Origin of the sequence: Citrobacter sp. Cpo045 (genome assembly GCF_030332875.1) — a bacterium.
GTDB lineage: Bacteria > Pseudomonadota > Gammaproteobacteria > Enterobacterales > Enterobacteriaceae > Citrobacter > Citrobacter portucalensis.
Genome location: NZ_JAOWGZ010000086.1, coordinates 208873 through 231426, shown reverse-complemented (window position 1 = coordinate 231426; position 22554 = coordinate 208873). Strand labels below are relative to the sequence as shown.

22 protein-coding genes, 1 tRNA gene and 1 pseudogene are annotated in these 22554 nt (G+C 53.1%); 17 read left to right on the top strand and 7 right to left on the bottom strand.

Annotated elements, in window-relative coordinates:
- Positions 1–157: 157 nt before the first annotated feature.
- The 10 genes from ttdA (at position 158) to ureG (ending at position 8233) form a co-directional block, all read left to right on the top strand.
- Positions 158–1066 carry a L(+)-tartrate dehydratase subunit alpha gene (gene ttdA / locus OGY13_RS07680; protein WP_213752720.1) on the top strand — a complete coding sequence of 303 codons (909 nt, stop codon included), beginning with the start codon at positions 158–160 and terminating at the stop codon, positions 1064–1066.
- Positions 1063–1668, top strand: coding sequence for a L(+)-tartrate dehydratase subunit beta (gene ttdB, locus OGY13_RS07675; protein ID WP_213752721.1), 606 nt, complete (start codon positions 1063–1065; stop codon positions 1666–1668). The genes ttdA and ttdB overlap by 4 nt, the downstream gene beginning before the upstream one ends.
- Before the next feature lie 48 nt (positions 1669–1716).
- Positions 1717–3180 (top strand): anion permease, encoded by a 1464-nt coding sequence (locus OGY13_RS07670; protein ID WP_213752722.1) that lies wholly within the window; start codon positions 1717–1719, stop codon positions 3178–3180.
- 123 nt (positions 3181–3303) lie between these two features.
- Positions 3304–4128, top strand: coding sequence for an urease accessory protein UreD (locus OGY13_RS07665; RefSeq protein WP_213752727.1), 825 nt, complete (start codon positions 3304–3306; stop codon positions 4126–4128).
- 10 nt (positions 4129–4138) lie between these two features.
- Positions 4139–4441 carry an urease subunit gamma gene (locus OGY13_RS07660; protein ID WP_003024678.1) on the top strand — a complete coding sequence of 101 codons (303 nt, stop codon included), beginning with the start codon at positions 4139–4141 and terminating at the stop codon, positions 4439–4441.
- Between the two features lie 9 nt (positions 4442–4450).
- Positions 4451–4771: an urease subunit beta gene (locus OGY13_RS07655; RefSeq protein WP_213752723.1), complete on the top strand. Its 321-nt coding sequence runs from the start codon at positions 4451–4453 to the stop codon at positions 4769–4771.
- The gene (gene ureC, locus OGY13_RS07650; RefSeq protein WP_213752724.1) at positions 4764–6467 is read left to right on the top strand and encodes an urease subunit alpha; all 1704 of its coding nucleotides are present in this window, start codon (positions 4764–4766) and stop codon (positions 6465–6467) included. Before OGY13_RS07655 ends, ureC begins: the two co-directional genes overlap by 8 nt.
- A 9-nt stretch (positions 6468–6476) precedes the next feature.
- Positions 6477–6935: an urease accessory protein UreE gene (gene ureE / locus OGY13_RS07645; RefSeq protein WP_020996339.1), complete on the top strand. Its 459-nt coding sequence runs from the start codon at positions 6477–6479 to the stop codon at positions 6933–6935.
- Entirely contained in the window at positions 6935–7606 is a 672-nt protein-coding gene (locus tag OGY13_RS07640; RefSeq protein ID WP_286637575.1) for an urease accessory protein UreF, read from the top strand. Before ureE ends, OGY13_RS07640 begins: the two co-directional genes overlap by 1 nt.
- Positions 7607–7615: 9 nt before the next feature.
- On the top strand, positions 7616–8233 hold the full coding sequence (gene ureG, locus OGY13_RS07635; protein ID WP_003828463.1) for an urease accessory protein UreG: 618 nt from the start codon (positions 7616–7618) through the stop codon (positions 8231–8233).
- Between the two features lie 87 nt (positions 8234–8320).
- On the opposite strand, the gene tsaD is transcribed toward ureG, so the two are convergent.
- Complete coding sequence (gene tsaD, locus OGY13_RS07630; RefSeq protein WP_003024694.1) at positions 8321–9334, bottom strand: tRNA (adenosine(37)-N6)-threonylcarbamoyltransferase complex transferase subunit TsaD; 1014 nt, start codon at positions 9332–9334, stop codon at positions 8321–8323.
- A 236-nt stretch (positions 9335–9570) separates the two neighbouring features.
- Here tsaD and rpsU point away from each other — a divergent pair, with 236 nt between their 5' ends.
- The 3 genes from rpsU to rpoD all read left to right on the top strand — a co-directional run bounded on the left by rpsU (position 9571) and on the right by rpoD (position 13781).
- Entirely contained in the window at positions 9571–9786 is a 216-nt protein-coding gene (gene rpsU, locus OGY13_RS07625) for a 30S ribosomal protein S21 (RefSeq protein WP_001144069.1), read from the top strand.
- A gap of 237 nt (positions 9787–10023) precedes the next feature.
- The gene (dnaG, locus tag OGY13_RS07620; RefSeq protein ID WP_003828467.1) at positions 10024–11769 is read left to right on the top strand and encodes a DNA primase; all 1746 of its coding nucleotides are present in this window, start codon (positions 10024–10026) and stop codon (positions 11767–11769) included.
- 164 nt (positions 11770–11933) lie between these two features.
- Complete coding sequence (rpoD, locus tag OGY13_RS07615) at positions 11934–13781, top strand: RNA polymerase sigma factor RpoD (RefSeq protein ID WP_003024699.1); 1848 nt, start codon at positions 11934–11936, stop codon at positions 13779–13781.
- Between the two features lie 45 nt (positions 13782–13826).
- Here rpoD and mug read toward each other — a convergent pair whose 3' ends face one another.
- A complete protein-coding gene (mug, locus tag OGY13_RS07610) occupies positions 13827–14333 on the bottom strand; it encodes a G/U mismatch-specific DNA glycosylase (RefSeq protein ID WP_008785849.1) in 507 nt (168 codons plus the stop codon).
- A gap of 125 nt (positions 14334–14458) precedes the next feature.
- Here mug and OGY13_RS07605 point away from each other — a divergent pair.
- The 4 genes and pseudogenes from OGY13_RS07605 (at position 14459) to OGY13_RS07590 (ending at position 17302) form a co-directional block, all read left to right on the top strand.
- Positions 14459–14534 (top strand) — tRNA-Ile (locus tag OGY13_RS07605).
- A gap of 170 nt (positions 14535–14704) precedes the next feature.
- Positions 14705–14887, top strand: coding sequence for a hypothetical protein (locus OGY13_RS07600; protein ID WP_213752905.1), 183 nt, complete (start codon positions 14705–14707; stop codon positions 14885–14887).
- A 348-nt stretch (positions 14888–15235) separates the two neighbouring features.
- Positions 15236–15558, top strand: a pseudogene (locus OGY13_RS07595) (tyrosine-type recombinase/integrase); the annotation flags it as partial.
- Between the two features lies 1 nt (position 15559).
- Complete coding sequence (locus OGY13_RS07590) at positions 15560–17302, top strand: ATP-dependent nuclease (protein WP_213752904.1); 1743 nt, start codon at positions 15560–15562, stop codon at positions 17300–17302.
- A gap of 274 nt (positions 17303–17576) precedes the next feature.
- On the opposite strand, the gene OGY13_RS07585 is transcribed toward OGY13_RS07590, so the two are convergent.
- The 5 genes from OGY13_RS07585 to OGY13_RS07565 all read right to left on the bottom strand — a co-directional run bounded on the left by OGY13_RS07585 (position 17577) and on the right by OGY13_RS07565 (position 22529).
- Positions 17577–17900 (bottom strand): DUF1889 family protein, encoded by a 324-nt coding sequence (locus OGY13_RS07585; protein ID WP_001573898.1) that lies wholly within the window; start codon positions 17898–17900, stop codon positions 17577–17579.
- Positions 17901–18009: 109 nt separating this feature from the next.
- Complete coding sequence (locus OGY13_RS07580; protein ID WP_213752903.1) at positions 18010–19824, bottom strand: diol dehydratase reactivase subunit alpha; 1815 nt, start codon at positions 19822–19824, stop codon at positions 18010–18012.
- 10 nt (positions 19825–19834) lie between these two features.
- On the bottom strand, positions 19835–20263 hold the full coding sequence (locus OGY13_RS07575) for a diol dehydratase small subunit (RefSeq protein WP_213752902.1): 429 nt from the start codon (positions 20261–20263) through the stop codon (positions 19835–19837).
- Positions 20264–20265: 2 nt separating this feature from the next.
- A complete protein-coding gene (locus tag OGY13_RS07570) occupies positions 20266–20850 on the bottom strand; it encodes a propanediol/glycerol family dehydratase medium subunit (protein WP_008785852.1) in 585 nt (194 codons plus the stop codon).
- Between the two features lie 11 nt (positions 20851–20861).
- Positions 20862–22529, bottom strand: coding sequence for a propanediol/glycerol family dehydratase large subunit (locus tag OGY13_RS07565; protein WP_048215504.1), 1668 nt, complete (start codon positions 22527–22529; stop codon positions 20862–20864).
- Between the last annotated feature and the right edge of the window lie 25 nt (positions 22530–22554).

Below are 22554 nucleotides of genomic sequence, written 5' to 3'. Positions count from 1 at the left end.
CCCTGCCTTTGCGCAATTTTTATTGCCTTATCCGGACATCATTCACGAACTGTTAATTAGATATTCACAGTGGCAAATAATATTAATCCACATTTTTAGTGGTAGTTTGTGGCGGAGAATTTATTTCCAGATAAATAAAAGAACTGGAGTTAACAAGATGAGCAATCAAAATAACCAAAATGCGATAAATACGCTGACGAACATTGTCGCTGATTTTACCGCCATGATTTCTACCCGCATGCCCGATGACGTCGTGGATAAATTAAAACAGCTGCGTGAAGGCGAAACCTCGCCGATGGGTAAAATCATCTACCACACCATGTTTGACAACATGCAGAAAGCTATCGACCTGAACCGCCCAGCCTGTCAGGACACCGGCGAGATTATGTTCTTCGTGAAGGTCGGTTCCCGTTTTCCGCTCCTCGGCGAACTGCAAAGCATTCTGAAGAAGGCCGTTGAAGACGCCACGGTAAAAGCGCCGCTGCGCCATAACGCGGTCGAGATTTTTGACGAAGTGAATACCGGCAAAAATACAGGTACCGGTGTGCCGTGGGTCACCTGGGACATCATCCCCGATAACGATGACGCGGAAATCGAAGTCTACATGGCAGGCGGCGGCTGTACGCTGCCGGGACGCTCGAAAGTGTTAATGCCTTCTGAGGGTTACGAAGGCGTGGTGAAATTTGTTTTTGAAAATATCTCCACGCTGGCAGTCAACGCCTGTCCGCCAGTGCTGGTGGGCGTAGGTATTGCCACCTCCGTAGAAACCGCAGCCGTTCTTTCTCGTAAAGCGGTGCTGCGCCCTATCGGCTCACGTCATCCGAATCCGAAAGCGGCCGAACTGGAACTGCGTCTGGAAGAAGGACTTAACCGTCTGGGCATTGGTCCGCAAGGATTGACCGGTAATAGCTCGGTGATGGGCGTGCATATCGAATCCGCCGCGCGCCACCCGTCGACTATCGGCGTTGCCGTCTCTACCGGCTGCTGGGCCCACCGTCGCGGCACGCTATTGGTTCATGCTGACCTCTCCTTCGAAAACCTGTCTCACACCCGGAGCGCGTTATGAAAAAGATCCTCACAACCCCGATCAAAGCCGAAGATCTGGCAGACATTCGCGTTGGCGATGTCATTTACCTGACCGGTACGCTGGTGACCTGCCGTGACGTTTGCCACCGCCGCCTGATCGAACTGAAGCGCCCGATTCCTTATGACCTGAACGGCAAAGCCATTTTCCACGCGGGCCCGATCGTACGTAAGAACGGTGAAAAATGGGAAATGGTTTCCGTCGGCCCAACCACCAGCATGCGTATGGAATCGTTTGAGAAAGACTTTATCGAACAGACTGGCGTCAAACTGGTGGTCGGCAAGGGCGGCATGGGACCGCTGACGGAAGAAGGCTGCAAGCAGTTTAAAGCGCTGCACGTCATCTTCCCGGCAGGCTGCGCGGTCGTGGCGGCAACCCAGGTTGAGGAGATCGAAGAGGTGCACTGGACGGAACTCGGCATGCCGGAGTCCCTGTGGGTGTGTCGGGTAAAAGAGTTCGGCCCGCTGATCGTTTCCATCGATACCCACGGCAATAACCTGATCGCTGAAAACAAAAAGCTGTTCGCTGAACGTCGCGACCCTATCGTCGATGAAATCTGCGAGCACGTGCATTACATCAAATAACCCTCCCGGAGAGGCGCTACGCCTCTCCCCTTTCGTAGGGATTCAACAATGGCACCTTTAGCTGGTTGGTGGCGATACCTGGCTCCGCTGGTGGTCATCGCCATTATTGCTGTTCTACCCGTCCCCACCGGTCTTGAGAGCCACACCTGGCTCTATTTTGCCGTCTTTACCGGTGTGATTGTCGGGCTTATTCTGGAACCTGTACCGGGCGCGGTAGTGGCGATGATTGGCATTTCGATCATCGCCGTCCTTTCACCGTGGCTGCTGTTCAGCCCGGAGCAACTCGCGCAGGACGGTTTTAAATTTACCGCCAAATCGCTGTCGTGGGCGGTATCTGGCTTTTCAAACTCGGTCATCTGGCTGATCTTCGCGGCCTTTATGTTTGGCACTGGCTATGAGAAAACCGGACTCGGTCGGCGAATCGCGCTGATGCTGGTGAAAAAGATGGGTCATAGGACGCTGTTTCTCGGCTATGCAGTGATGTTCTCCGAACTTATCCTCGCTCCCGTCACACCTTCCAACTCCGCCCGTGGGGCCGGAATAATCTACCCGATTATCCGCAACCTGCCGCCGCTGTATAACTCACAACCCAATAGCACCAGTTCACGCTCTATTGGCTCGTACATCATGTGGATGGGTATTGTCGCTGACTGCGTTACCAGCGCCATTTTCTTAACGGCAATGGCGCCGAACCTGCTGTTGATCGGTCTGATGAAAGGCGCGTCCCACACCGCGCTGAGCTGGGGTGACTGGTTCTTAGGCATGCTGCCGCTGAGCATTTTACTGGTGCTGATCGTGCCTTGGCTGGCGTACGTGTTATATCCACCGGTGCTGAAATCCGGCGATCAGGTTCCACGCTGGGCGGATACCGAACTAAAAGCGATGGGACCGCTCTGCGCCCGCGAGAAAAAGATGCTGGTGCTGATGGTCGGCGCGCTGGTGCTGTGGATCTTCGGCGGCGATTATATTGACGCCGCGATGGTCGGATACAGCGTGGTGGCGTTGATGCTGGTACTGCGCATCATTAGCTGGGATGACATCGTCAGCAATAAAGCCGCATGGAACGTCTTTTTCTGGCTGGCCTCGCTGATCACGCTGGCCACCGGGCTCAATAACACCGGTTTTATTACCTGGTTCGGCAAGCTGCTGGCAAACGGGCTGAGTGGCTATTCGCCGATGATGGTGATGGTAGCACTGATCGTGGTGTTCTATCTGCTGCGTTACTTCTTTGCCAGCGCCACAGCCTATACCTCCGCCCTCGCACCGATGATGATTGCCGCCGCGCTGGCAATGCCGGAAATCCCGCTACCGGTCTTCTGCCTGATGGTCGGCGCCGCCATTGGTCTGGGCAGCATTCTGACCCCGTACGCTACCGGCCCTAGCCCTATCTACTACGGCAGCGGCTATTTACCAACGGTGGATTACTGGCGACTCGGTGCTATTTTTGGCCTGATTTTCCTCGTGCTGCTGGTGATTACCGGTCTGGTCTGGATGCCCCTCGTTATACTGTAAAACCCTGGTGGGGCGGCGTATTGTCGCCCCTTTATCCATAAGCTTCTCATATGATCGATTTCCCGACGCGCTGAGGCATACTTTTTTGTATGCAAACACCCTCATGCTGATAGGGGAAACGCTCTGGACACGGTTGCGTACGAGACACTCACACGGGGCTGGCAGGCCGAACTGGATCTGCATTTTACCTGCACCGGGCACAAAACGGTGCTCGCCTCGGCGCGTCATCATGGTCCATTGACGGTTCAACGCCCGTTTTACCCGGAAGAGGACGTTTGCCATCTCTATTTGCTTCATCCACCGGCGGGGATCGTCGGCGGGGATGAGCTCCATATCGCCGTAACGCTCGACGAAAACAGCCACGCGTTAATCACCCAGCCTGGTGCGGGAAAGTTTTACCGCAGCCGTGGACCGCAGGCATTACTGCGCCAGCATTTTACCCTCACTCCTCACGCGACGCTGGAGTGGTTGCCGCAGGATACGATCCTCTTTCCCGGCGCCAACGCCGCTATTCAGACCGTCTTTCATCTGACATCCGCAAGCCGCCTGCTGGCCTGGGATCTGCTGTGTCTTGGCCGACCGGTTATGCAGGAGACCTTCAGTTACGGCACGCTGCAAAACCGCCTGGAAGTATGGCGAGATGGGCAGCCACTGCTGATAGAACGCTTGCAGTTGCAGGAGGGGAATCTGAGCGGCGTCGCACATCATCCCTGGGTCGGCACGTTGCTGTGTTATCCGGCCAGCGAACATATGCTCGAGGGCACGCGGGAGCGGCTTACGGCGCTTGGCGATTACGCCGGGGCAACGCTTAACGATTCGCTGCTGACAATCCGTTTTCTTGCTAGCGACAACCTGGTTGTCCAGCGCGTTATGCGCGACATCTGGCAATTTCTGCGCCCGCTGCTGACACACAAAACGCCCGTACTCCCGCGAATCTGGCAAACCTAAGAGAACCCTTATGGAACTGACTCCCAGAGAAAAAGACAAGCTGTTGCTATTTACCGCCGCGCTGGTGGCGGAACGTCGCCTGGCCCGCGGGCTGAAGCTGAACTACCCGGAATCGGTGGCGCTGATTAGCGCTTTCATCATGGAAGGGGCGCGCGACGGGCAAACCGTGGCCGCGCTGATGGAAGACGGGCGTCACGTCCTGCGCCGCGATCAGGTGATGGAAGGCGTACCGGAGATGATCCCGGATATTCAGGTTGAAGCCACATTTCCGGACGGATCGAAGCTGGTCACCGTCCACAATCCGATCGTCTAAGGAGCAGCAATGATCCCAGGTGAATATCAGATCGCAAAAGGCAATATCGCGCTTAATCAGGGGCGGGAGATCTGCACGATCGTGGTGGAAAATCATGGCGACAGACCCATCCAGGTGGGCTCGCACTATCACTTTTACGAAGCAAACCCGGCGCTGCGCTTTGACAGGCTGGCCGCACGCGGCTTTCGTCTGAACATTGCTGCGGGCACAGCGGTGCGTTTTGAACCAGGACAAAAACGCGAAGTCGAACTGGTGCGCGTTGCCGGTGCACAAAGGATCGTGGGTTTTCGCAGCGAAGTGATGGGCGCACTGGAGGCAGATAATGAGTGACATTTCCCGGCAGGCGTACGCCGACATGTTTGGCCCAACCACCGGCGATAAAGTGCGCCTGGCGGATACCGACCTGTGGATCGAGGTGGAACAAGACTTCACCACCTACGGCGAAGAGGTCAAATTCGGCGGCGGAAAAGTGATCCGCGACGGCATGGGCCAGGGACAAATGCGCGCCGATGCATGCGTGGATCTGGTGATAACCAACGCGCTGATCGTCGATCACTGGGGGATCGTGAAAGCGGATATCGGCATCAAAAACGGCAGGATCTTCGCCATCGGCAAAGCAGGTAATCCCGATATTCAACCCAACGTCACGATCCCGATAGGCGTGGGAACTGAAGTCATCGCCGGGGAAGGCAAGATCGTCACCGCGGGCGGCGTGGATACGCATATTCACTGGATCTGCCCACAGCAGGCGCAGGAGGCGCTGGTTTCCGGCGTGACGACGATGATCGGCGGCGGCACCGGTCCGGCCGCAGGCACTCACGCCACCACCTGCACACCGGGCCCGTGGTATATCGCGCGCATGCTGCAGGCGGCAGATGCGTTGCCGGTTAACATTGGTTTGCTGGGCAAAGGCAATGGCTCAAATCCAGACGCCCTACGCGAGCAAATCAGCGCGGGCGCAATTGGCCTGAAAATCCATGAAGACTGGGGCGCCACGCCTGCCGCTATCGACTGCGCGCTGACCGTAGCCGACGAGATGGACATCCAGGTCGCGCTGCATAGCGATACGCTCAACGAGTCCGGTTTCGTTGAAGATACGCTGGCGGCGATTGGCGATCGCACCATTCATACTTTTCACACTGAAGGCGCGGGCGGCGGCCATGCGCCGGATATCATCACCGCCTGCGCGCATCCAAATATTCTGCCCTCCTCCACTAACCCGACGCTGCCCTATACCGTCAACACTATCGACGAGCATCTCGACATGCTGATGGTTTGCCACCACCTCGATCCGGATATCGCCGAAGACGTGGCCTTTGCCGAATCCCGCATTCGCCGGGAAACAATCGCTGCCGAAGATGTGCTGCATGACATTGGCGCGTTTTCCCTGACCTCGTCCGATTCACAGGCGATGGGGCGCGTTGGCGAAGTGATCCTGCGTACCTGGCAGGTGGCGCACCGCATGAAGGTTCAGCGTGGCCCGTTGACAGAAGAAACCGGTGACAACGACAACCTGCGCGTTAAACGCTACGTCGCCAAATACACCATCAACCCGGCATTAACCCACGGTATCGCCCATGAAGTCGGCTCCGTTGAGCCTGGCAAACTGGCCGATCTGGTGCTGTGGTCGCCCGCCTTTTTTGGCGTAAAACCGGCGACGGTCGTCAAGGGCGGGATGATCGCCTGCGCGCCAATGGGCGATATCAACGCCTCGATCCCCACCCCGCAGCCGGTGCATTACCGCATGATGTTCGGCGCGCTTGGCGCGGCGCGGCACCACACCCGGCTGACCTTTATTTCGCAGGCCGCTGACGCGCAAAACATCCCGCAGCAGCTCAATCTGCAAAGCGCTATCGCCGTCGTCAAAGGCTGTCGGACAGTGAAAAAGGTCGACATGATCCACAACGGCCTGCAACCCAATATCACCGTCGATGCTCAGACTTACGAGGTGCGTATTGATGGCGAACTTATCACCAGCGAACCGGCAGATGTTTTGCCGATGGCGCAACGCTATTTTCTGTTTTGAGGAGTGACGATGATCTATCTGACCCAACGCCTTGACCACGCTCACCGCGTTACTGCAAGCGTCACGCTGCCCATTGATGTCCGGGTAAAAAGTCGCGCCAGAGTGGCGCTGAATGACGGTCGCGAAGCCGGGCTGATGCTACCACGTGGTTTGCTGTTACGCGGTGGCGATCTGCTGAGCACCGAAGATGGCAGCGAAGTGATCGAAGTGATCGCCGCGCCGGAGTCGGTTTCCGTGGTGCGCTGCGCCGATCCTTTCCTGCTCGCCAAAGCCTGTTATCACCTCGGCAATCGTCACGTTCCACTGCAAATTCTGCCGGACGAACTGCGCTACCACCACGATCATGTGCTGGACGACATGCTGCGCCAGTTCAACCTTGAGGTGACGTTCGCCCAGTTGCCGTTTGAACCTGAAGCAGGCGCTTATGCCAGTGAATCACACGGGCATCACCATGGTCATGCGCACTGATGCATAACAGCCAACAGCTACGTCTGATGCAGCTCGCCAGCAGCGCGCTCCCGGTAGGGTCATTTACCTGGTCCCAGGGTCTGGAGTGGGCGGTGGAAATCGGCTGGGTGAAAAGCGTCGATGACTTCTCTGCCTGGCAAATCCAGCAGATGGAGCAGAACTTTTTTACCGTTGACCTACCGCTGCTGGCGAGACTGTATCGCGCCTGCGAGCTGGACGATCTCGACACAGCACGCCGCTGGAGCGCTTACCTGCTAGCCTGTCGCGAAACCCGCGAACTGCGGGATGAAGAACGCAGTCGGGGTGCGGCGTTTACGCGGCTGGTCACCGACTGGGAGTCGGATTGCTCGCGAGAATGGCGCACCCTCTTTGTCGACAGCCAACTCTGCGGCATGGCCTGGCTGGGCGTGCGCTGGAAAATTCCGCTGACGGAGCTGGCGTTAAGCCTCGGCTACAGCTGGATTGAGAGCGCTGTCATGGCTGGCGTCAAGCTGGTTCCTTTTGGACAACAGGCGACCCAGCGTTTGATTATTGCGCTCTGCGATCGCTATGCGCAGGGTTTGGCACAGGCGCTGACGTGTCCCGACACCAGCCTCGGCTCCGCAACGCCGTTGGCCGCTATCGCGTCTGCCCGGCATGAAACCCAATATTCCCGATTATTCCGCTCCTGAGGAGAAAAAATGAGTAACTACAAGCATCCCCTGCGTGTGGGCGTTGGCGGCCCGGTTGGCTCGGGCAAAACGGCGCTGCTGGAAGCGTTATGCAAAGCCATGCGCAGCAGCTATCAGTTGGCGGTGGTGACCAACGATATCTACACCAAAGAAGATCAGCGCATTCTCACCGAGGCGGGCGCACTGGAGCCAGAGAGGATCGTCGGCGTGGAAACCGGTGGCTGCCCGCATACCGCCATCCGCGAAGATGCGTCGATGAATCTGGCCGCCGTAGAAGCGCTGAGCGAGAAATTCGGCAATCTGGATCTGATTTTTGTGGAAAGCGGCGGCGATAACCTGAGCGCCACCTTCAGCCCGGAACTCGCAGATCTGACGATCTATGTGATCGATGTTGCTGAAGGCGAGAAGATCCCGCGTAAAGGTGGTCCGGGGATCACCAAATCCGATTTTCTGGTGATCAATAAAACCGATCTTGCCCCTTACGTCGGCGCATCGCTGGAGGTGATGGAGCGCGATACTTTGCGCATGCGCGGCGAGCGTCCATGGACGTTTAGTAATTTAAAATCTGGAGAAGGCCTGGAAAAAATTATCGCGTTTCTGGAAGAGAAAGGAATGTTGCGGATGTAGTGAGAGCTATCGCCGGGCGGCGGATTCGCCTGACCCGGCCTACGGTTTTGTAAGCCCGGTAAACGCAGCGCCACCGGGCAAAAAAACTTATGCTGCCGGTAATTCCGCCAGCGGCCAGCGTGGACGCACGGTCACGCCAAGATCCGCCGTTGCACCCGCTTTAAAGCGCACCATGCCCGCGTAGGCGATCATCGCCCCGTTATCGGTACAAAATTCCGGACGCGCGTAAAACACTTCGCCACGACGTTTTTGCATCATCTCAGCCAGCTTTGCGCGCAGCGTACGGTTCGCACTCACGCCTCCCGCCATCACCAGACGTTTAAAACCGGTTTGATCCAGCGCGCGTTTGCACTTGATCATCAGCGTATCAACTACCGCGTCTTCAAACGCACGGGCGATATCAGCGCGGGTCTGATCGTCATTTTCGTTATTACGAATGGTATTCGCAGCGAAGGTTTTCAAACCTGAGAAGCTGAAATCCAGCCCCGGACGGTCAGTCATCGGACGCGGGAAGACAAAACGTTTTTCAACGCCTTGTGATGCAAGCTTTGACAGCATTGGGCCACCAGGATAATCCAATCCCAGCAGCTTGGCGGTTTTGTCGAACGCTTCACCAGCAGCATCATCAATCGATTCGCCCAGCAATTCATACTGACCGATACCGGTGACGCTGATCAGCTGCGTGTGACCGCCGGAAACCAGCAGCGCGACGAACGGGAACGCAGGGGGATTATCTTCCAGCATTGGCGCCAGCAGATGCCCTTCCATGTGGTGCACAGGAATTGCCGGTACACCCCAGGCGAACGCCAGCGAACGTCCTACGGTTGCACCAACCAGCAGCGCACCAACCAGACCAGGACCTGCGGTATACGCCACCGCATCGATCTCTTTTGCCGTCAGTCCCGCTTCTTTCAGCGCGGCCTGGATCAACGGTACGGTTTTACGTACGTGATCGCGCGAGGCCAGTTCAGGCACTACGCCGCCGTAGTCAGCATGTAATTTCACCTGACTATACAATTGGTTGGCTAAAAGACCTTTTTCATCGTCGTAAATGGCGATGCCGGTTTCATCGCAGGATGTTTCAATACCCAGTACACGCATGACTTGTTTTACCTCGCTCTATTACCGCGCAGTGTAGGACCAATGCGGGTTGATGTAAAACTTTGTTCGCCCCAGGAGTTTCGCTCGTGTATACTCCTTGTCCTTATAAAAGTCCCTTTCAAAATCGCGTCGGTGCTTTACAAAGCAGCAGCAATTGCAGTAAAATTCCGCACCATTTTGAAATAAGCTGGCGTTGATGCCAGCGGCAAACCGAATTTATTAAAGGTGAGAGTTACATGCCGGTAATTAAAGTACGTGAAAACGAGCCGTTCGACGTAGCACTGCGTCGCTTCAAGCGTTCATGCGAAAAAGCAGGTGTTCTGGCGGAAGTTCGTCGTCGTGAGTTCTATGAAAAACCGACTACCGAACGTAAGCGCGCTAAAGCTTCTGCTGTGAAACGTCACGCGAAGAAACTGGCTCGCGAAAACGCACGCCGTACTCGTCTGTACTAATCCATTGAGAGCCAAAGCTCTCAATTCAGACTGAGTTGTAGTTGTAAGGCCGTGCTTCCGGAAGGAATGCGCGGCTTATTTTCGTTTATACACGTCATCATTCAAGCTGCCTCAGTGTTGGCTGCAGTCGCTCACCCCAGTCACGTACTGCTGTACGCTCCTGAGGATTCGCTTCCTTGCCGCCTTGATGCATCCTGAATGATTTTGTGTATATGAGTCATCAAAAAACAGGGGCTTATGGCTGGACGAATTCCTCGCGTTTTTATCAATGACCTGCTGGCAAGAACCGACATCGTCGATCTCATCGACGCGCGGGTAAAGCTGAAAAAGCAGGGCAAAAATTATCACGCGTGCTGTCCGTTCCATAACGAAAAAACCCCCTCTTTCACCGTAAACGGTGAAAAACAGTTTTATCACTGCTTTGGGTGTGGCGCGCATGGCAACGCCGTCGACTTTCTCATGAACTACGACAAGCTCGAGTTTGTGGAAACCGTCGAAGAACTGGCCGCAATGCACAACCTCGAAGTGCCCTATGAAGCAGGCAGTGGCCCCAGTCAGATAGAGCGCCATCAACGGCAAAGCCTTTATCAATTGATGGACGGCCTGAACACTTTTTATCAACAGTCTTTGATGCAGCCCGCCGCTACCCCTGCGCGCCAGTACCTGGAAAAGCGAGGATTAAGTAGCGACGTTATCACCCGTTTTGCTATTGGTTTTGCGCCCCCCGGCTGGGACAACGTCCTGAAACGGTTTGGCGGCAATGCTGAGAATCGCAAATCGCTGGTCGATGCGGGGATGTTGGTCACCAACGATCAGGGACGCAGTTACGATCGCTTCCGCGAACGGGTGATGTTCCCCATTCGCGACAAACGTGGTCGAGTCATTGGTTTTGGTGGACGCGTGCTGGGCGATGCCCTGCCGAAATATCTGAACTCCCCGGAAACCGATATTTTCCATAAAGGCCGCCAGCTGTATGGCCTTTATGAAGCCCAGCAGGATAACGCCGATCCACAGCGCCTGTTAGTGGTAGAAGGCTATATGGATGTGGTGGCGCTGGCGCAATACGGCATTAACTACGCCGTGGCATCCCTAGGGACGTCAACTACTGCCGATCACATCCAACTGTTGTTCCGCGCGACGAACAACGTAATTTGCTGTTACGACGGCGACCGTGCCGGACGCGACGCAGCATGGCGCGCACTGGAAACCGCACTGCCCTATATGACAGACGGACGCCAGCTACGCTTCATGTTTTTACCTGACGGCGAAGACCCCGATACGCTGGTGCGTAAAGAAGGGAAAGAGGCCTTTGAAGCCCGGATGGAGCAGGCGCTGCCGCTCTCCGCGTTTTTATTTAACAGCCTGCTGCCGCAGGTGGATTTGAGTACCCCGGACGGACGCGCACAGCTCAGTACGCTGGCATTACCGCTGATTACTCAGGTACCAGGCGAAACGTTGCGCATTTACCTGCGACAGGAGTTGGGGAACAAGCTCGGCATTCTGGATGACAGCCAGCTTGAACGTTTAATGCCTAAACTGGCAGAAAATGGGGCTTCCCGCCCTGTTCCACAGCTAAAACGTACGACCATGCGTATACTTATAGGGCTGCTGGTACAGAACCCGGGCCTCGCCCCGCTGGTTCCACCGTTAGGCGCACTGGATAGTAATAAGCTGCCTGGACTTGGCTTATTCAGAGAACTGGTCAACACTTGTCTGGCTCAGCCAGGTCTGACCACCGGGCAACTTTTAGAACACTACCGTGGCACAAATGATGCTGCGACCCTTGAAAAACTGTCGATGTGGGACGATATAGCAGATAAAGATATCGCGGAAAAAACCTTCACCGACTCACTCAACCATATGTTTGATTCGATGCTTGAACTGCGCCAGGAAGAGTTGATAGCTCGTGAGCGCACACACGGTTTAAGCAGCGAAGAACGCCGGGAACTCTGGACACTGAACCAGGAACTGGCCAAGAAATAACAGAAAGACAAAAGTATTTAACGGCTTAACTGCCGAATATCGATCGGGAAGCCCCCGACAGCCGCACGGAGAGGCAGCGGCAAAATATAAGTATGCCCTCGTTTTGCCGTTGGCGGTTTTACCGCCCAACACCAATCAAACGAATTAAGTGTGGATACCGTCTTATGGAGCAAAACCCGCAGTCACAGCTGAAGCTTCTTGTCCAACGTGGTAAGGAGCAAGGCTATCTGACCTATGCCGAGGTCAATGACCATCTGCCGGAAGATATCGTCGATTCAGATCAAATCGAAGACATCATCCAAATGATCAATGACATGGGTATTCAGGTGATGGAAGAAGCACCTGATGCCGATGATCTGCTGCTTGCTGAAACCTCCAACAGCACCGATGAAGACGCGGAAGAAGCGGCTGCCCAGGTTCTGTCCAGCGTTGAGTCCGAAATCGGTCGTACGACTGACCCGGTCCGCATGTACATGCGTGAAATGGGTACCGTTGAACTGTTAACCCGCGAAGGCGAAATCGACATCGCTAAACGCATCGAAGACGGGATTAACCAGGTTCAATGCTCCGTTGCCGAATACCCGGAAGCTATCACCTACCTGCTTGAGCAGTACGATCGCGTAGAAGCTGAAGAAGCACGTCTTTCCGATCTGATCACTGGCTTTGTCGATCCAAATGCGGAAGAAGACATGGCGCCAACGGCGACCCACGTCGGTTCTGAACTCTCTCAGGAAGAGATGGATGACGATGAAGATGAAGATGAAGAAGATGGCGACGACGACAGCAGCGATGATGACAACAGCATCGACCCTGAGTTAGCGCGTGAAAAATTCGGTGAACTGCGTACTCAGTACGAAATCACTCGCGACACCATCAAAGCGAAAGGCCGCAGCCATGCTGCCGCGCAGGAAGAAATTCAGAAGCTGTCCGAAGTGTTCAAACAGTTCCGCCTGGTGCCGAAGCAGTTCGACTACCTGGTAAACAGCATGCGCGTCATGATGGACCGCGTGCGTACTCAGGAACGTCTGATCATGAAGCTCTGCGTTGAGCAGTGCAAAATGCCGAAGAAAAACTTCATCACCCTGTTCACTGGCAACGAAACCAGTGAAACCTGGTTCAACGCGGCAATCGCGATGAACAAACCGTGGTCTGAAAAACTGCACGACGTTGCAGATGATGTTCACCGCGGCCTGCAGAAACTGCAGCAGATTGAAGAAGAAACCGGCCTGACCATCGAGCAGGTTAAAGATATCAACCGTCGCATGTCCATCGGTGAAGCGAAAGCCCGCCGTGCGAAAAAAGAGATGGTTGAAGCGAACTTACGTCTGGTTATCTCTATCGCTAAAAAATACACCAACCGTGGCTTGCAGTTCCTGGATCTGATTCAGGAAGGTAACATCGGTCTGATGAAAGCGGTTGATAAGTTTGAATACCGTCGTGGTTACAAGTTCTCCACCTATGCAACCTGGTGGATCCGTCAGGCGATCACCCGTTCGATCGCGGATCAGGCGCGTACCATCCGTATCCCGGTACATATGATTGAGACTATCAACAAGCTCAACCGTATCTCCCGTCAGATGCTGCAAGAGATGGGCCGCGAGCCGACGCCAGAAGAACTGGCTGAGCGCATGCTGATGCCGGAAGACAAGATCCGTAAAGTGCTGAAGATCGCTAAAGAGCCTATCTCCATGGAAACGCCGATCGGCGACGATGAAGATTCGCATCTGGGTGATTTCATCGAGGATACCACCCTCGAGCTGCCGCTGGACTCTGCGACCACCGAGAGCCTGCGTGCCGCAACGCACGACGTTCTGGCTGGTCTGACCGCCCGTGAAGCGAAAGTTCTGCGTATGCGTTTCGGTATCGATATGAACACCGACCACACGCTGGAAGAAGTGGGTAAACAGTTCGACGTTACCCGCGAACGTATCCGTCAGATCGAAGCGAAGGCGCTGCGTAAACTGCGCCACCCGAGCCGCTCTGAAGTACTGCGTAGCTTCCTCGACGATTAATCTCGCCGTATAAGTTCAAACGCCACCGCAAGGTGGCGTTTTTCTTTACATCCCGCGCATGACCAGCGCATCATCCAACTCGCGATACGCCTCCACCAGCTTATCCAGTGTAATCCGGCTCAATCCGCTGGGATTCGGCAATACCCAAATCTGCGTCGCGCCAATGGTCAGCGTCTGTTTTCCCCACTGTGCCCCACGCTGGCTAAGCCCCTGCTCAAATGCCTGCTTCCCAAGGATAGCGAGCGCGGCTGGCTGATACTCTTCTATTTTCTCTATAAGCAGACGACCGCCGCTACGCATCTCTTGTAGCTTCACTTCATTGGCTTGTACCGTTGGTCTGTCGACAAACTTAGTCACGCCGCAGCGAAAGTCCAGCAGGTGCTGTGCCTCTTCAGGTTTAAGCTGGCGATCGGTAAATCCCGCCTGATGGATAACCTTCCAGAAGCGATTAGCGGGGTGCGCAAAGGGGAATCCTGTACCTGCGGAAGAAAGCCCCGGATTGATGCCGCAAAACACCACCCGCAGCTCCGGTGCCAGTATGTCCTTAACCATAATTACTCCGAACAATACATCAGGGGAACCAGTATAACGGACTGAAAATACATTGTTTATAAAAACAGCATCCGTACGCTTATGTCTGGATTGCAACGCGGAGTTACTTTATAATCCACCGCCACGGCCCCTTAGCTCAGTGGTTAGAGCAGGCGACTCATAATCGCTTGGTCGCTGGTTCAAGTCCAGCAGGGGCCACCAAATTTCAAGGACTTGCGAGAATCGCAGGTCCTTTTTGCTACTAAAACCTCCTTCCACAGTTCGTCGCTCTACATAACATACTTCGGCATTTCAGCCCATGCCATCCAACCGATACCAATAGAATTCTCAACCTCCGATAATCGTCACCCAAAAATCAGGAGGTAAAAATAATGACTCTTAAACCCGGTGAGAACTCCGGTAAAAACGGAGGCATCTATGTGGAAGTTGGCCCACGTGGTGGGGTAAAAGATAACTTCACCACAATAGCGGATAACAAAACCGCACCGCCTACGCAAAACCCAAAGAGCCACTGGAAGCTGGCAAAAAGAACACCAAATAGTAAACGTAAGTAAGGTGTCAAGCGCCATACGGTGGCGCTTGTTGATACCCGCTCAAATTCGGATGCAATAAGTTAACAATGAGCTATCTAATAAATGGTTCTAAGCTTCACTTCATTGAAAAGATTATAAAAATCAATTATAAAGCAATATATTCATCAATAGATGGCAACACCCACTTCTGGCATTCAAAGAGCATAAACCTTAAGAATCATGACAGAAGAGGTTTTTTATCTCGTTATGGATGTTGAACCGGCTAATTTTTGCATGAAGAATAACGGGATAAACAGCCCCATTGAAAACAAGCACCACGAGGGTTTACATTTCATGACTGTCGCCATGAAGCCTGAGAAAGAGAGTCAGAGAAAAGACCGCACCGCTCGAATCAGCAAAGAGATCTACGTTAATCTACCTGATGATAAAAAAGTCGGTTGTTTAGTGATTGTTATGGCGCGTTCCGGTCAGATCTGGAAAGAACAGGAATCGAATTGCCGGCAGGGCAACTTACCCACGTATTGCGTCACACCTTCGCCAGTCACTTTATGATGAATGGAGGAAATATTCTGGTCTTGCAACGAGTGCTCGGACATACCGACATCAAAATGACGATGCGATATGCACATTTTGCACCTGACCATCTGGAAGGTGCTGTAACTTTTAATCCATTATATGCAAAGGATAAATAATATGAATAATACAAATACACTCCCTCTACCAACAATCAATTTCAAGAAAATAACATTTAAATGTGGTAAAACCATACATCTTGGTGAGAGTGATAAAATAATCATTGTCGGGCCTAATAATAGTGGAAAGTCACAGACGCTCCGCGATATATTTGCAATTGCTGCACAAACAAGCGGGTTTGAAAAAATAGTTGTTGAGGATGTTTTAATTAGTAAAAACATTCCCCGAATTCAACTTGAAAATTTTTTAAAAGAACACGCAGAATACATCCACCCAAATTATCACTATGGGTCATGGCGATTATATGAAGGATATATCAACCAATGGGATGGGAAATATTTAAACGGTCACCTTGTTGATGGCTTTATAAAGAACATTAGTGCAAAAGAAAGACTTGAGATTTGTGAGCAACAGAAAAGCGTATCCCCAAATGAACCGAAAACCAAACCTCAGCACATCTTATATGATGACGACCAGTTGATGCAAAAAATAAGCAAGCTATTTTATAAAGCATTCAATCAAGAGCTTATGTTTGATTTTAAAGGTGGCAGCAAACTCCCTATCCATATTGGAGAAATACCTAAAGGCGATAAATTTATTGATAGGCAAACGAATCTTTATAGAGATGCAGTCAGAAAGAACCCACTACTTAATATGCAGGGGGATGGTGTTAAAAGTTATGCAGGCATCCTTTTTGAAACGCTAACAAGTAAACACGATATGATTCTACTGGATGAACCAGAGGCTTTCTTGCACCCACCACAGATGAGAAAACTTGGTGAAACATTAGCTTCAGAAGTTAAGGGGCAAATGATTGTTGCCACTCATAGCAGCGATATTATGCGTGGGTTCCTAGAGGGTACAAAAGGAAATGTCAGAATTATCAGAATTCAAAAAAATGATAACGGAAATTTGATTCACGAAGCAAACTCCGAGGCTATAAAGGAATTATGGAGTAAACCTAACCTCCGTTTCTCGAATGCTCTTGATGGTATTTTCCACGAGCAAATTATAATTTGTGAAGATGATAGTGATTGTAGGCTTTATAATTACACCGCAGAATGGTTAAAAAACAATAATAACCATCAACTACTGGATACATCATACGTCCCTGCAGGGGGTAAAGCAGCAATACATGGAATTGCATCTGTTTTAAGAAAAGTTGGCGTTCCTACAAAAGCTATTTTTGATATTGATTTCCTTTCTGATAAAAAATTGATAGAGGATACAGTAAAAGCTTTTGGTTCTGATCCTACCAACATTCTAAAAGAGTGGGGGAAAGTAGATTCATTTGTTCGAAATGGAATTAAGCCCAAAACCATTGAAGAAATTAAAAAAGAAATCGTTGAAATTATTAGCAAATCAAAACCTAATGAATTAAAGAAAAGTGATATTCAGGATGCCATGAAACAAGGACAAGCATGGAGCATTCTAAAACAAGCAGGTGCGGCGATACTACCTAGCGGTGATGCTACTATTGCATATGAAAATCTAATTTGCATGCTAGAAGAAACTGGTATCTATATTGTTCCTGTTGGTGAAATTGAGCGTTTTAATAAAAAAATTGGGGGGCACGGTCCAAAATTTGTGTCAAAAGTCCTTTCAGAACATTCACTTGATGAAAAGGAGTTCGATGACTTAAAAATGTTTGTTGAAAAAGTCCACAAAGGACCACATTCAATTTTAGATACTACTCCAATTAATAGCGATAAAGTAGCGGTAGAAATGGCGGAGAATAAGTAATCATTGGCCAACAGTGGCAATCTATGTCAATGATAAATAACGCAAACCATTGATTATCAGTTGTTCTTGTAGGAACTACATAATCGCTTGGTCGCTGGTTCAAGTCCAGCAGGGGCCAGTCAATATCAAGGACTTGCGAGAAATCACAGGTCCTTTTTTATTAATCTTCCGTTTAGATACGACAGCCCAATAAACAGCATGTTAATGGCAACCCCATCTGGACGCCGCCATCCTGGGATGGAAACGTCCGTTAGAGTTTAATTCGATAGTCAGCTCACACTAGCTCTTTGAGCTGCTCCTGCATATAGGTTGAAAAATACTCTGGGTTCTTGATAAGGATGCGGTTACCGGAGGCGACTTTTTCTGCCCATCCGGCCACTTTTTTCGTGAACTCGGGATTCCATCCCTCTTGCTCACCCCGTGCCATTACAACTTCCGGACTCGCTGGCACACCTAAGTCATGCAAATACTTTAAGATTCCCTTAGCGGTACTTTCATCCATTGAATGTGGTACTGACGCCGAAGTGTTCATACCACCAATAAAATCCAATGCTTTCTCAATTGCTGTTGGCATGCTCTTATCCTTAAAATTAACCACGTGAGAGACACATTTATACTATGTACCCAACTCCGCCGGGATATCAAAGAGAACATCGCCTTTATTTGACTTACCCCGCAGCTAAACGCTTGCGCGGCTGTTTTCTGCGCTATTTTTTTGCTTCTCCGGCTAAAACCAGCCCAGTTGCCACCGCATTACGCGGCCCTTCGGTACCTCGAATATTACCCTGCCCGGCGACAACGCCGTAATGCGCCAGCGCATCGGTGATCATCTGCGGGATTTCAAAATCCAGCGAAGAACCGCCTACCAGCACCACGAACGTCATATCGCGAATAGAGCCACCGGGTGACACCTGGCGTAACGCGCGAAGGCAGTTGGTCACAAAAACCTTCTCTTTAGCCTGTCGGCGCACCAGACGGATTTTTTCCAGCGAAGTCTGGTTATCTACCGGGATCAGCTCGCCCTCTTTCAAGTACACCACTTTGGCGAATACTGACGGACTGAGCGGTTCGCGGAAAAACTCCACCGCGCCGTTCTCATGGCGAATGCTGAACAGGCTCTCCACTTTTGCCAGCGGGTATTTTTTTATTTCCTCCGCCAGAAATGCATCACTTAAGCCCAGCTCAGTTTGAATCAACAGGCTGACCATATTCCCCGCGCCGGCCAGATGTACCGCTTTCACTACGCCGTCGCTATTGATGACGGCGGCATCGGTAGATCCTGCGCCTAAGTCGAGGATCGCCAGCGGTGCGGCGCATCCGGGCGTTGTTAACGCCCCTGCTACGGCCATGTTGGCCTCCACACCACCGACTTCAACTGGGGTATTTAACCGGGCGCTCAGCTCACTGGCGATGGCCTGCATCTGTAAGCGATCGGCTTTCACCATCGCCGCAATGCCCACGGCGTTCTCCATTGAACACTCTCCGGCAATGCCGCCCTGCACCTTGCGCGGAATAAATGTATCGACCGCCAATAGATCCTGAATATGCACCGTGTTCATGTCATGGCCGGTCAGCGAGGCCATCACCTTTCGCACCCGCTCCAGCATGCCGCCTGCGTGCGTGCCTGCTTCACCACGAATATCACACACGGGCGCGCAGGCGCTCATCGCCTGCATAATGGCCTGCGCGCCTTGCGCTACGTCGGCTTCACCGCCACGCTTTTCACCACGGATAAAGATCTTACCCGCCGGGATCACTCTTGATCGCACATCTCCCTGCGGGGTTTTCAGCACCACGGCGGAACGGTTGCCAATCAGCGATCTGGCGATGGGGACAATAGTTTGCGTTTCCTCAGGGGTCAGGGCAAAGAAGGTCGCGATACCGTAAGGATTCGACAGCACCCGCACCACCTGTCCCGGGGCCGCCACTTCCACCGCCGCCAGCACGCCTTCCGGCACCTTCTCCAGCAGAGTGACTTCATCAACCACCGGTATTGGCCGATGCAGGCGATTATTCACCAGCACGCCATCATCTTTTTTCAGGATGGCCGCCACCACGTTGACGCCGCGTTCCAGCGCTTCATTGATAAACCAAACCGCCTCAAGGAAATCCATCTCCTCACCCACCAACGGTATCCAGCCCTGGGCAAATCGATCCTCGCTCAACGCCGCCAACTTCTCCACGGCGATGGTGGTTCCCATGCCCACGCCAACGCCGCCGGGCGTTTGCGGGTTATGGCCAATCATCGTTGATTCGGTAATGATGGTTTCAGTGATGGTTTCCATCGCCACATCGCCAATCACCGGCGCGGCCTCGTTGATGCAGATTTTTGCCACATCCTGCAGCGACCACGGCGTTTTATCCAGCGCCTGCTGCAGGGACGCGACTACTCCGGCGATATTTTCCCGCGTGCCTTTCATCCCGGTCGTGGCGACAATCCCGCTGCCGATAAACCGGCCATCCTGCGCCAACGCCACTTCGGTGGTGGCGTTGCCGATATCGATCCCTGCAATTAACGGCATGCTGCCTCCGTCACTGACTGCCTTTACGCAGCTTATTTCTCTGCAGGTATACCTCTGCCGATTCGCGGACAAACCCGGCGTTCACCCTGGCGTGCCAGGTGTGTTCCAGTTCATCGGCAATGGCCTGCAACTCGGCGAACGAAGAACGAAATGGCCTCAGTGCGTTGTAGATCTCCAGAATGCGGGCATCCGGGATCGCAATCAGTTCTGCCGCACGACGAAAATTGCGCGCCACGGCATGACGCTGCATCTGCTCGGCAATCTGCGCCTGGTACTCCAGCGTTTGCTGAGAAATACGCACATCCTGCGGCCCTACGCGGCCTGCCAGCACATTCTCAAGGGTAATGTCGGTTAGCGGCTTGCCGCCAGGCGTCCGGATTTTCTCCGGGCAGCGGGTGGCTAATGGGTAATCCTGCGCGGTCATGATGTTGTCGTTCATGGTCATTCCCTTACCAGTGCAATATGCAACGTGACAGGCGCAGCATCCTGCACCACGTGTTTGGTTTCTTTGATATGAAACAGCGCGGCCTTGGCCATAAATTTAGGGCGCACCATCTGGTCATTGACCACTGGCACCGGTGAAGGCGACTCTTTGCGTGCATAGCGCGCGGCGTTTTTACCAATCTGACGATAGGTTTCCAGCGTCAGCAGCGGAGCCTGAGAAAACAGTTCCAGGTTACTTAGCGGCAGCAGATCGCGCTGATGAATCACCGTGGTTCCTTTCGACTGGATACCAATCCCAATGCCTGAGCCGCTGAGATTTGCCGCATCCCATGCCATAAAAGAAACATCCGAGGTGCGCAAGATCCTCACTACTCGCGCATGCAGTCCCTCTTCTTCGATGCCAGCAACCAGCTCTTTCAAAATCGCGTTGTGCGGCATATCAATCAAGGTTTTATGCTGATACTTATCAAAGGCCGGGCCGACGCCAATCACCACCTCATCCACGCGCTCATCCGCGTTAGCCGCCTCGCCTTCGCTCACCTGTAAGGTGAAAACCGGCTTACGTTCAGTTGTGCATTCCACTGTGTACCGCCTTATTCGATCGAGCCGGGCTGAACCACGCCCGCAATATTTTTAATTTCCGCCCAGCGTTCGGCACTGATGCGATAGCCGGTACCAGGTCCCTGATAATCATTGATGTCGTTGACGGCGCTGACGACGTCGAACTGGCGATCCAGAATGGCCGACGTTTGCAGGTAATCACCGGTAACACGCTGTCTCAGCATGTTGAGGATATTGCTGGCGATATCTTCGAAGCCGCTGCAACTCAACGCGCCGACGATATCCAGCCCGGTGATATTGCGCTTCATCATCTCTTCCACGGCAGCCAAATCCTCAACTACATTACGCGCAGGCATATCTTTGCTGCCGTGAGCATAAGTAGCAGCTTCGACTTCTTCATCGCTAATCAGCGGCAGGCCCAGTTCGCGGAACACTGCCTGAATGGCGCGTGCGGCCTTATTGCGAATGGCGATGGTTTCCTCTTCCGTGACCGGACGCAGACCGCCGTCAACCATCAGATCGCGTTGCAGAATGTTGTAATCATCGAAATCTTCAGCGTCGAAGTTCGACCCGGCAAACATGTTGTCGTAGTTGGGTACCGCGCTATAACCGGAGAAAATAAAGTCGGTACCCGGCAGCATCTGCATCAGGGTGCGGGCAGTACGGCGAATATCGGAGTGGGAAAAGGTCTGGTCATTGGCGGAGGCCACTTCAAGGTCGAGCATTGAGGCAATCAGGTTTTCCGCCAGCACCGCGCGGATCCCTGACGGCACTGCGCCGGTCATGCCGATACAGCTGACCGCACCATTTTGCAGCCCCTGTACGCCCGCGCCTTTGGTGATAAAAATGCAGCGCGACTCCAGATAAAGCATCGATTTACTTTCGGAATAGCCCATCAGCGCTTCCGAGCCGGTGCCGGAGGTGTAGCGCATCTTCAGACCACGCGACGCATAAGCCGAGGCGAGAAACGCTTTGGACCACGGCGTGTCATCACCGTCGGTAAACACCGATTCTGTGCCATAGACCGACACCGTTTCGGCATAACTGGTTAGCCCTCGCATGCCCAGCTCCAGCTCGGTGGCCTCTTCAACGGAACATTGGGTCAGCACACCGGGACGACCGCACTGGGAACCCACCAGCAGTGCCAGGGCGTTAAACGGCGCGTAGCGGGCGATCCCGACCGTCGTTTCCTGCTCGGAAAAGCCGCGGATCCCCGCTTCAGCAGCGTCGGCGGCAATCTGTACCGGGTTATCTTTCAGGTTAGTCACGTGGCACTGGTTGGAGGGAGTGCGTCTGGCGCGCATTTTTTGTAGCGCCATCATCATCTCCACCACGTTCATTTGCGCCATCACTTCCACCGCTTTCGCCGGGGTGATGGCGGTGGTAATGGCAATAATCTCTTCCCGACTGACGTGGATATCCACCAGCATTCTGGCGATCTCCAGCGCGTCGAGCTGCATGGCGCGCTCAGCTTCGGCCACGTTAATCGCATAGTCGGCAATGAAACGGTCGATCATGTCGAACTCGGCTCGGCTCTTACCGTCCAGCTCAACAATACGACCATTTTCCACCTTCACCGACGACGTCGGATCGTAGGGGCTTTCCATGGCGATCAGCCCCTCTTCAGGCCATTCGCCAATCAGCCCATCCTGATTTACAGGCCGCTTCGCAAGCACTTCGAATCGTTTTGATCTTCTCATGATTTATTGACTCAAAAGGTAAAAA

Excerpts from the sequence above, each read along its gene's own strand:
- ttdA (WP_213752720.1), top strand. The coding sequence starts at position 158 with ATGAGCAATCAAAATAACCAAAATGCGATAAATACGCTGACGAACATT.
- ttdB (WP_213752721.1), top strand. The coding sequence starts at position 1,063 with ATGAAAAAGATCCTCACAACCCCGATCAAAGCCGAAGATCTGGCAGAC.
- OGY13_RS07670 (WP_213752722.1), top strand. The coding sequence starts at position 1,717 with ATGGCACCTTTAGCTGGTTGGTGGCGATACCTGGCTCCGCTGGTGGTC.
- OGY13_RS07660 (WP_003024678.1), top strand. The coding sequence starts at position 4,139 with ATGGAACTGACTCCCAGAGAAAAAGACAAGCTGTTGCTATTTACCGCC.
- OGY13_RS07655 (WP_213752723.1), top strand. The coding sequence starts at position 4,451 with ATGATCCCAGGTGAATATCAGATCGCAAAAGGCAATATCGCGCTTAAT.
- ureC (WP_213752724.1), top strand. The coding sequence starts at position 4,764 with ATGAGTGACATTTCCCGGCAGGCGTACGCCGACATGTTTGGCCCAACC.
- ureE (WP_020996339.1), top strand. The coding sequence starts at position 6,477 with ATGATCTATCTGACCCAACGCCTTGACCACGCTCACCGCGTTACTGCA.
- OGY13_RS07640 (WP_286637575.1), top strand. The coding sequence starts at position 6,935 with ATGCATAACAGCCAACAGCTACGTCTGATGCAGCTCGCCAGCAGCGCG.
- ureG (WP_003828463.1), top strand. The coding sequence starts at position 7,616 with ATGAGTAACTACAAGCATCCCCTGCGTGTGGGCGTTGGCGGCCCGGTT.
- tsaD (WP_003024694.1), bottom strand. The coding sequence starts at position 9,334 with ATGCGTGTACTGGGTATTGAAACATCCTGCGATGAAACCGGCATCGCC.
- rpsU (WP_001144069.1), top strand. The coding sequence starts at position 9,571 with ATGCCGGTAATTAAAGTACGTGAAAACGAGCCGTTCGACGTAGCACTG.
- dnaG (WP_003828467.1), top strand. The coding sequence starts at position 10,024 with ATGGCTGGACGAATTCCTCGCGTTTTTATCAATGACCTGCTGGCAAGA.
- rpoD (WP_003024699.1), top strand. The coding sequence starts at position 11,934 with ATGGAGCAAAACCCGCAGTCACAGCTGAAGCTTCTTGTCCAACGTGGT.
- mug (WP_008785849.1), bottom strand. The coding sequence starts at position 14,333 with ATGGTTAAGGACATACTGGCACCGGAGCTGCGGGTGGTGTTTTGCGGC.
- OGY13_RS07600 (WP_213752905.1), top strand. The coding sequence starts at position 14,705 with ATGACTCTTAAACCCGGTGAGAACTCCGGTAAAAACGGAGGCATCTAT.
- OGY13_RS07590 (WP_213752904.1), top strand. The coding sequence starts at position 15,560 with ATGAATAATACAAATACACTCCCTCTACCAACAATCAATTTCAAGAAA.
- OGY13_RS07580 (WP_213752903.1), bottom strand. The coding sequence starts at position 19,824 with ATGCCGTTAATTGCAGGGATCGATATCGGCAACGCCACCACCGAAGTG.
- OGY13_RS07575 (WP_213752902.1), bottom strand. The coding sequence starts at position 20,263 with ATGAACGACAACATCATGACCGCGCAGGATTACCCATTAGCCACCCGC.
- OGY13_RS07565 (WP_048215504.1), bottom strand. The coding sequence starts at position 22,529 with ATGAGAAGATCAAAACGATTCGAAGTGCTTGCGAAGCGGCCTGTAAAT.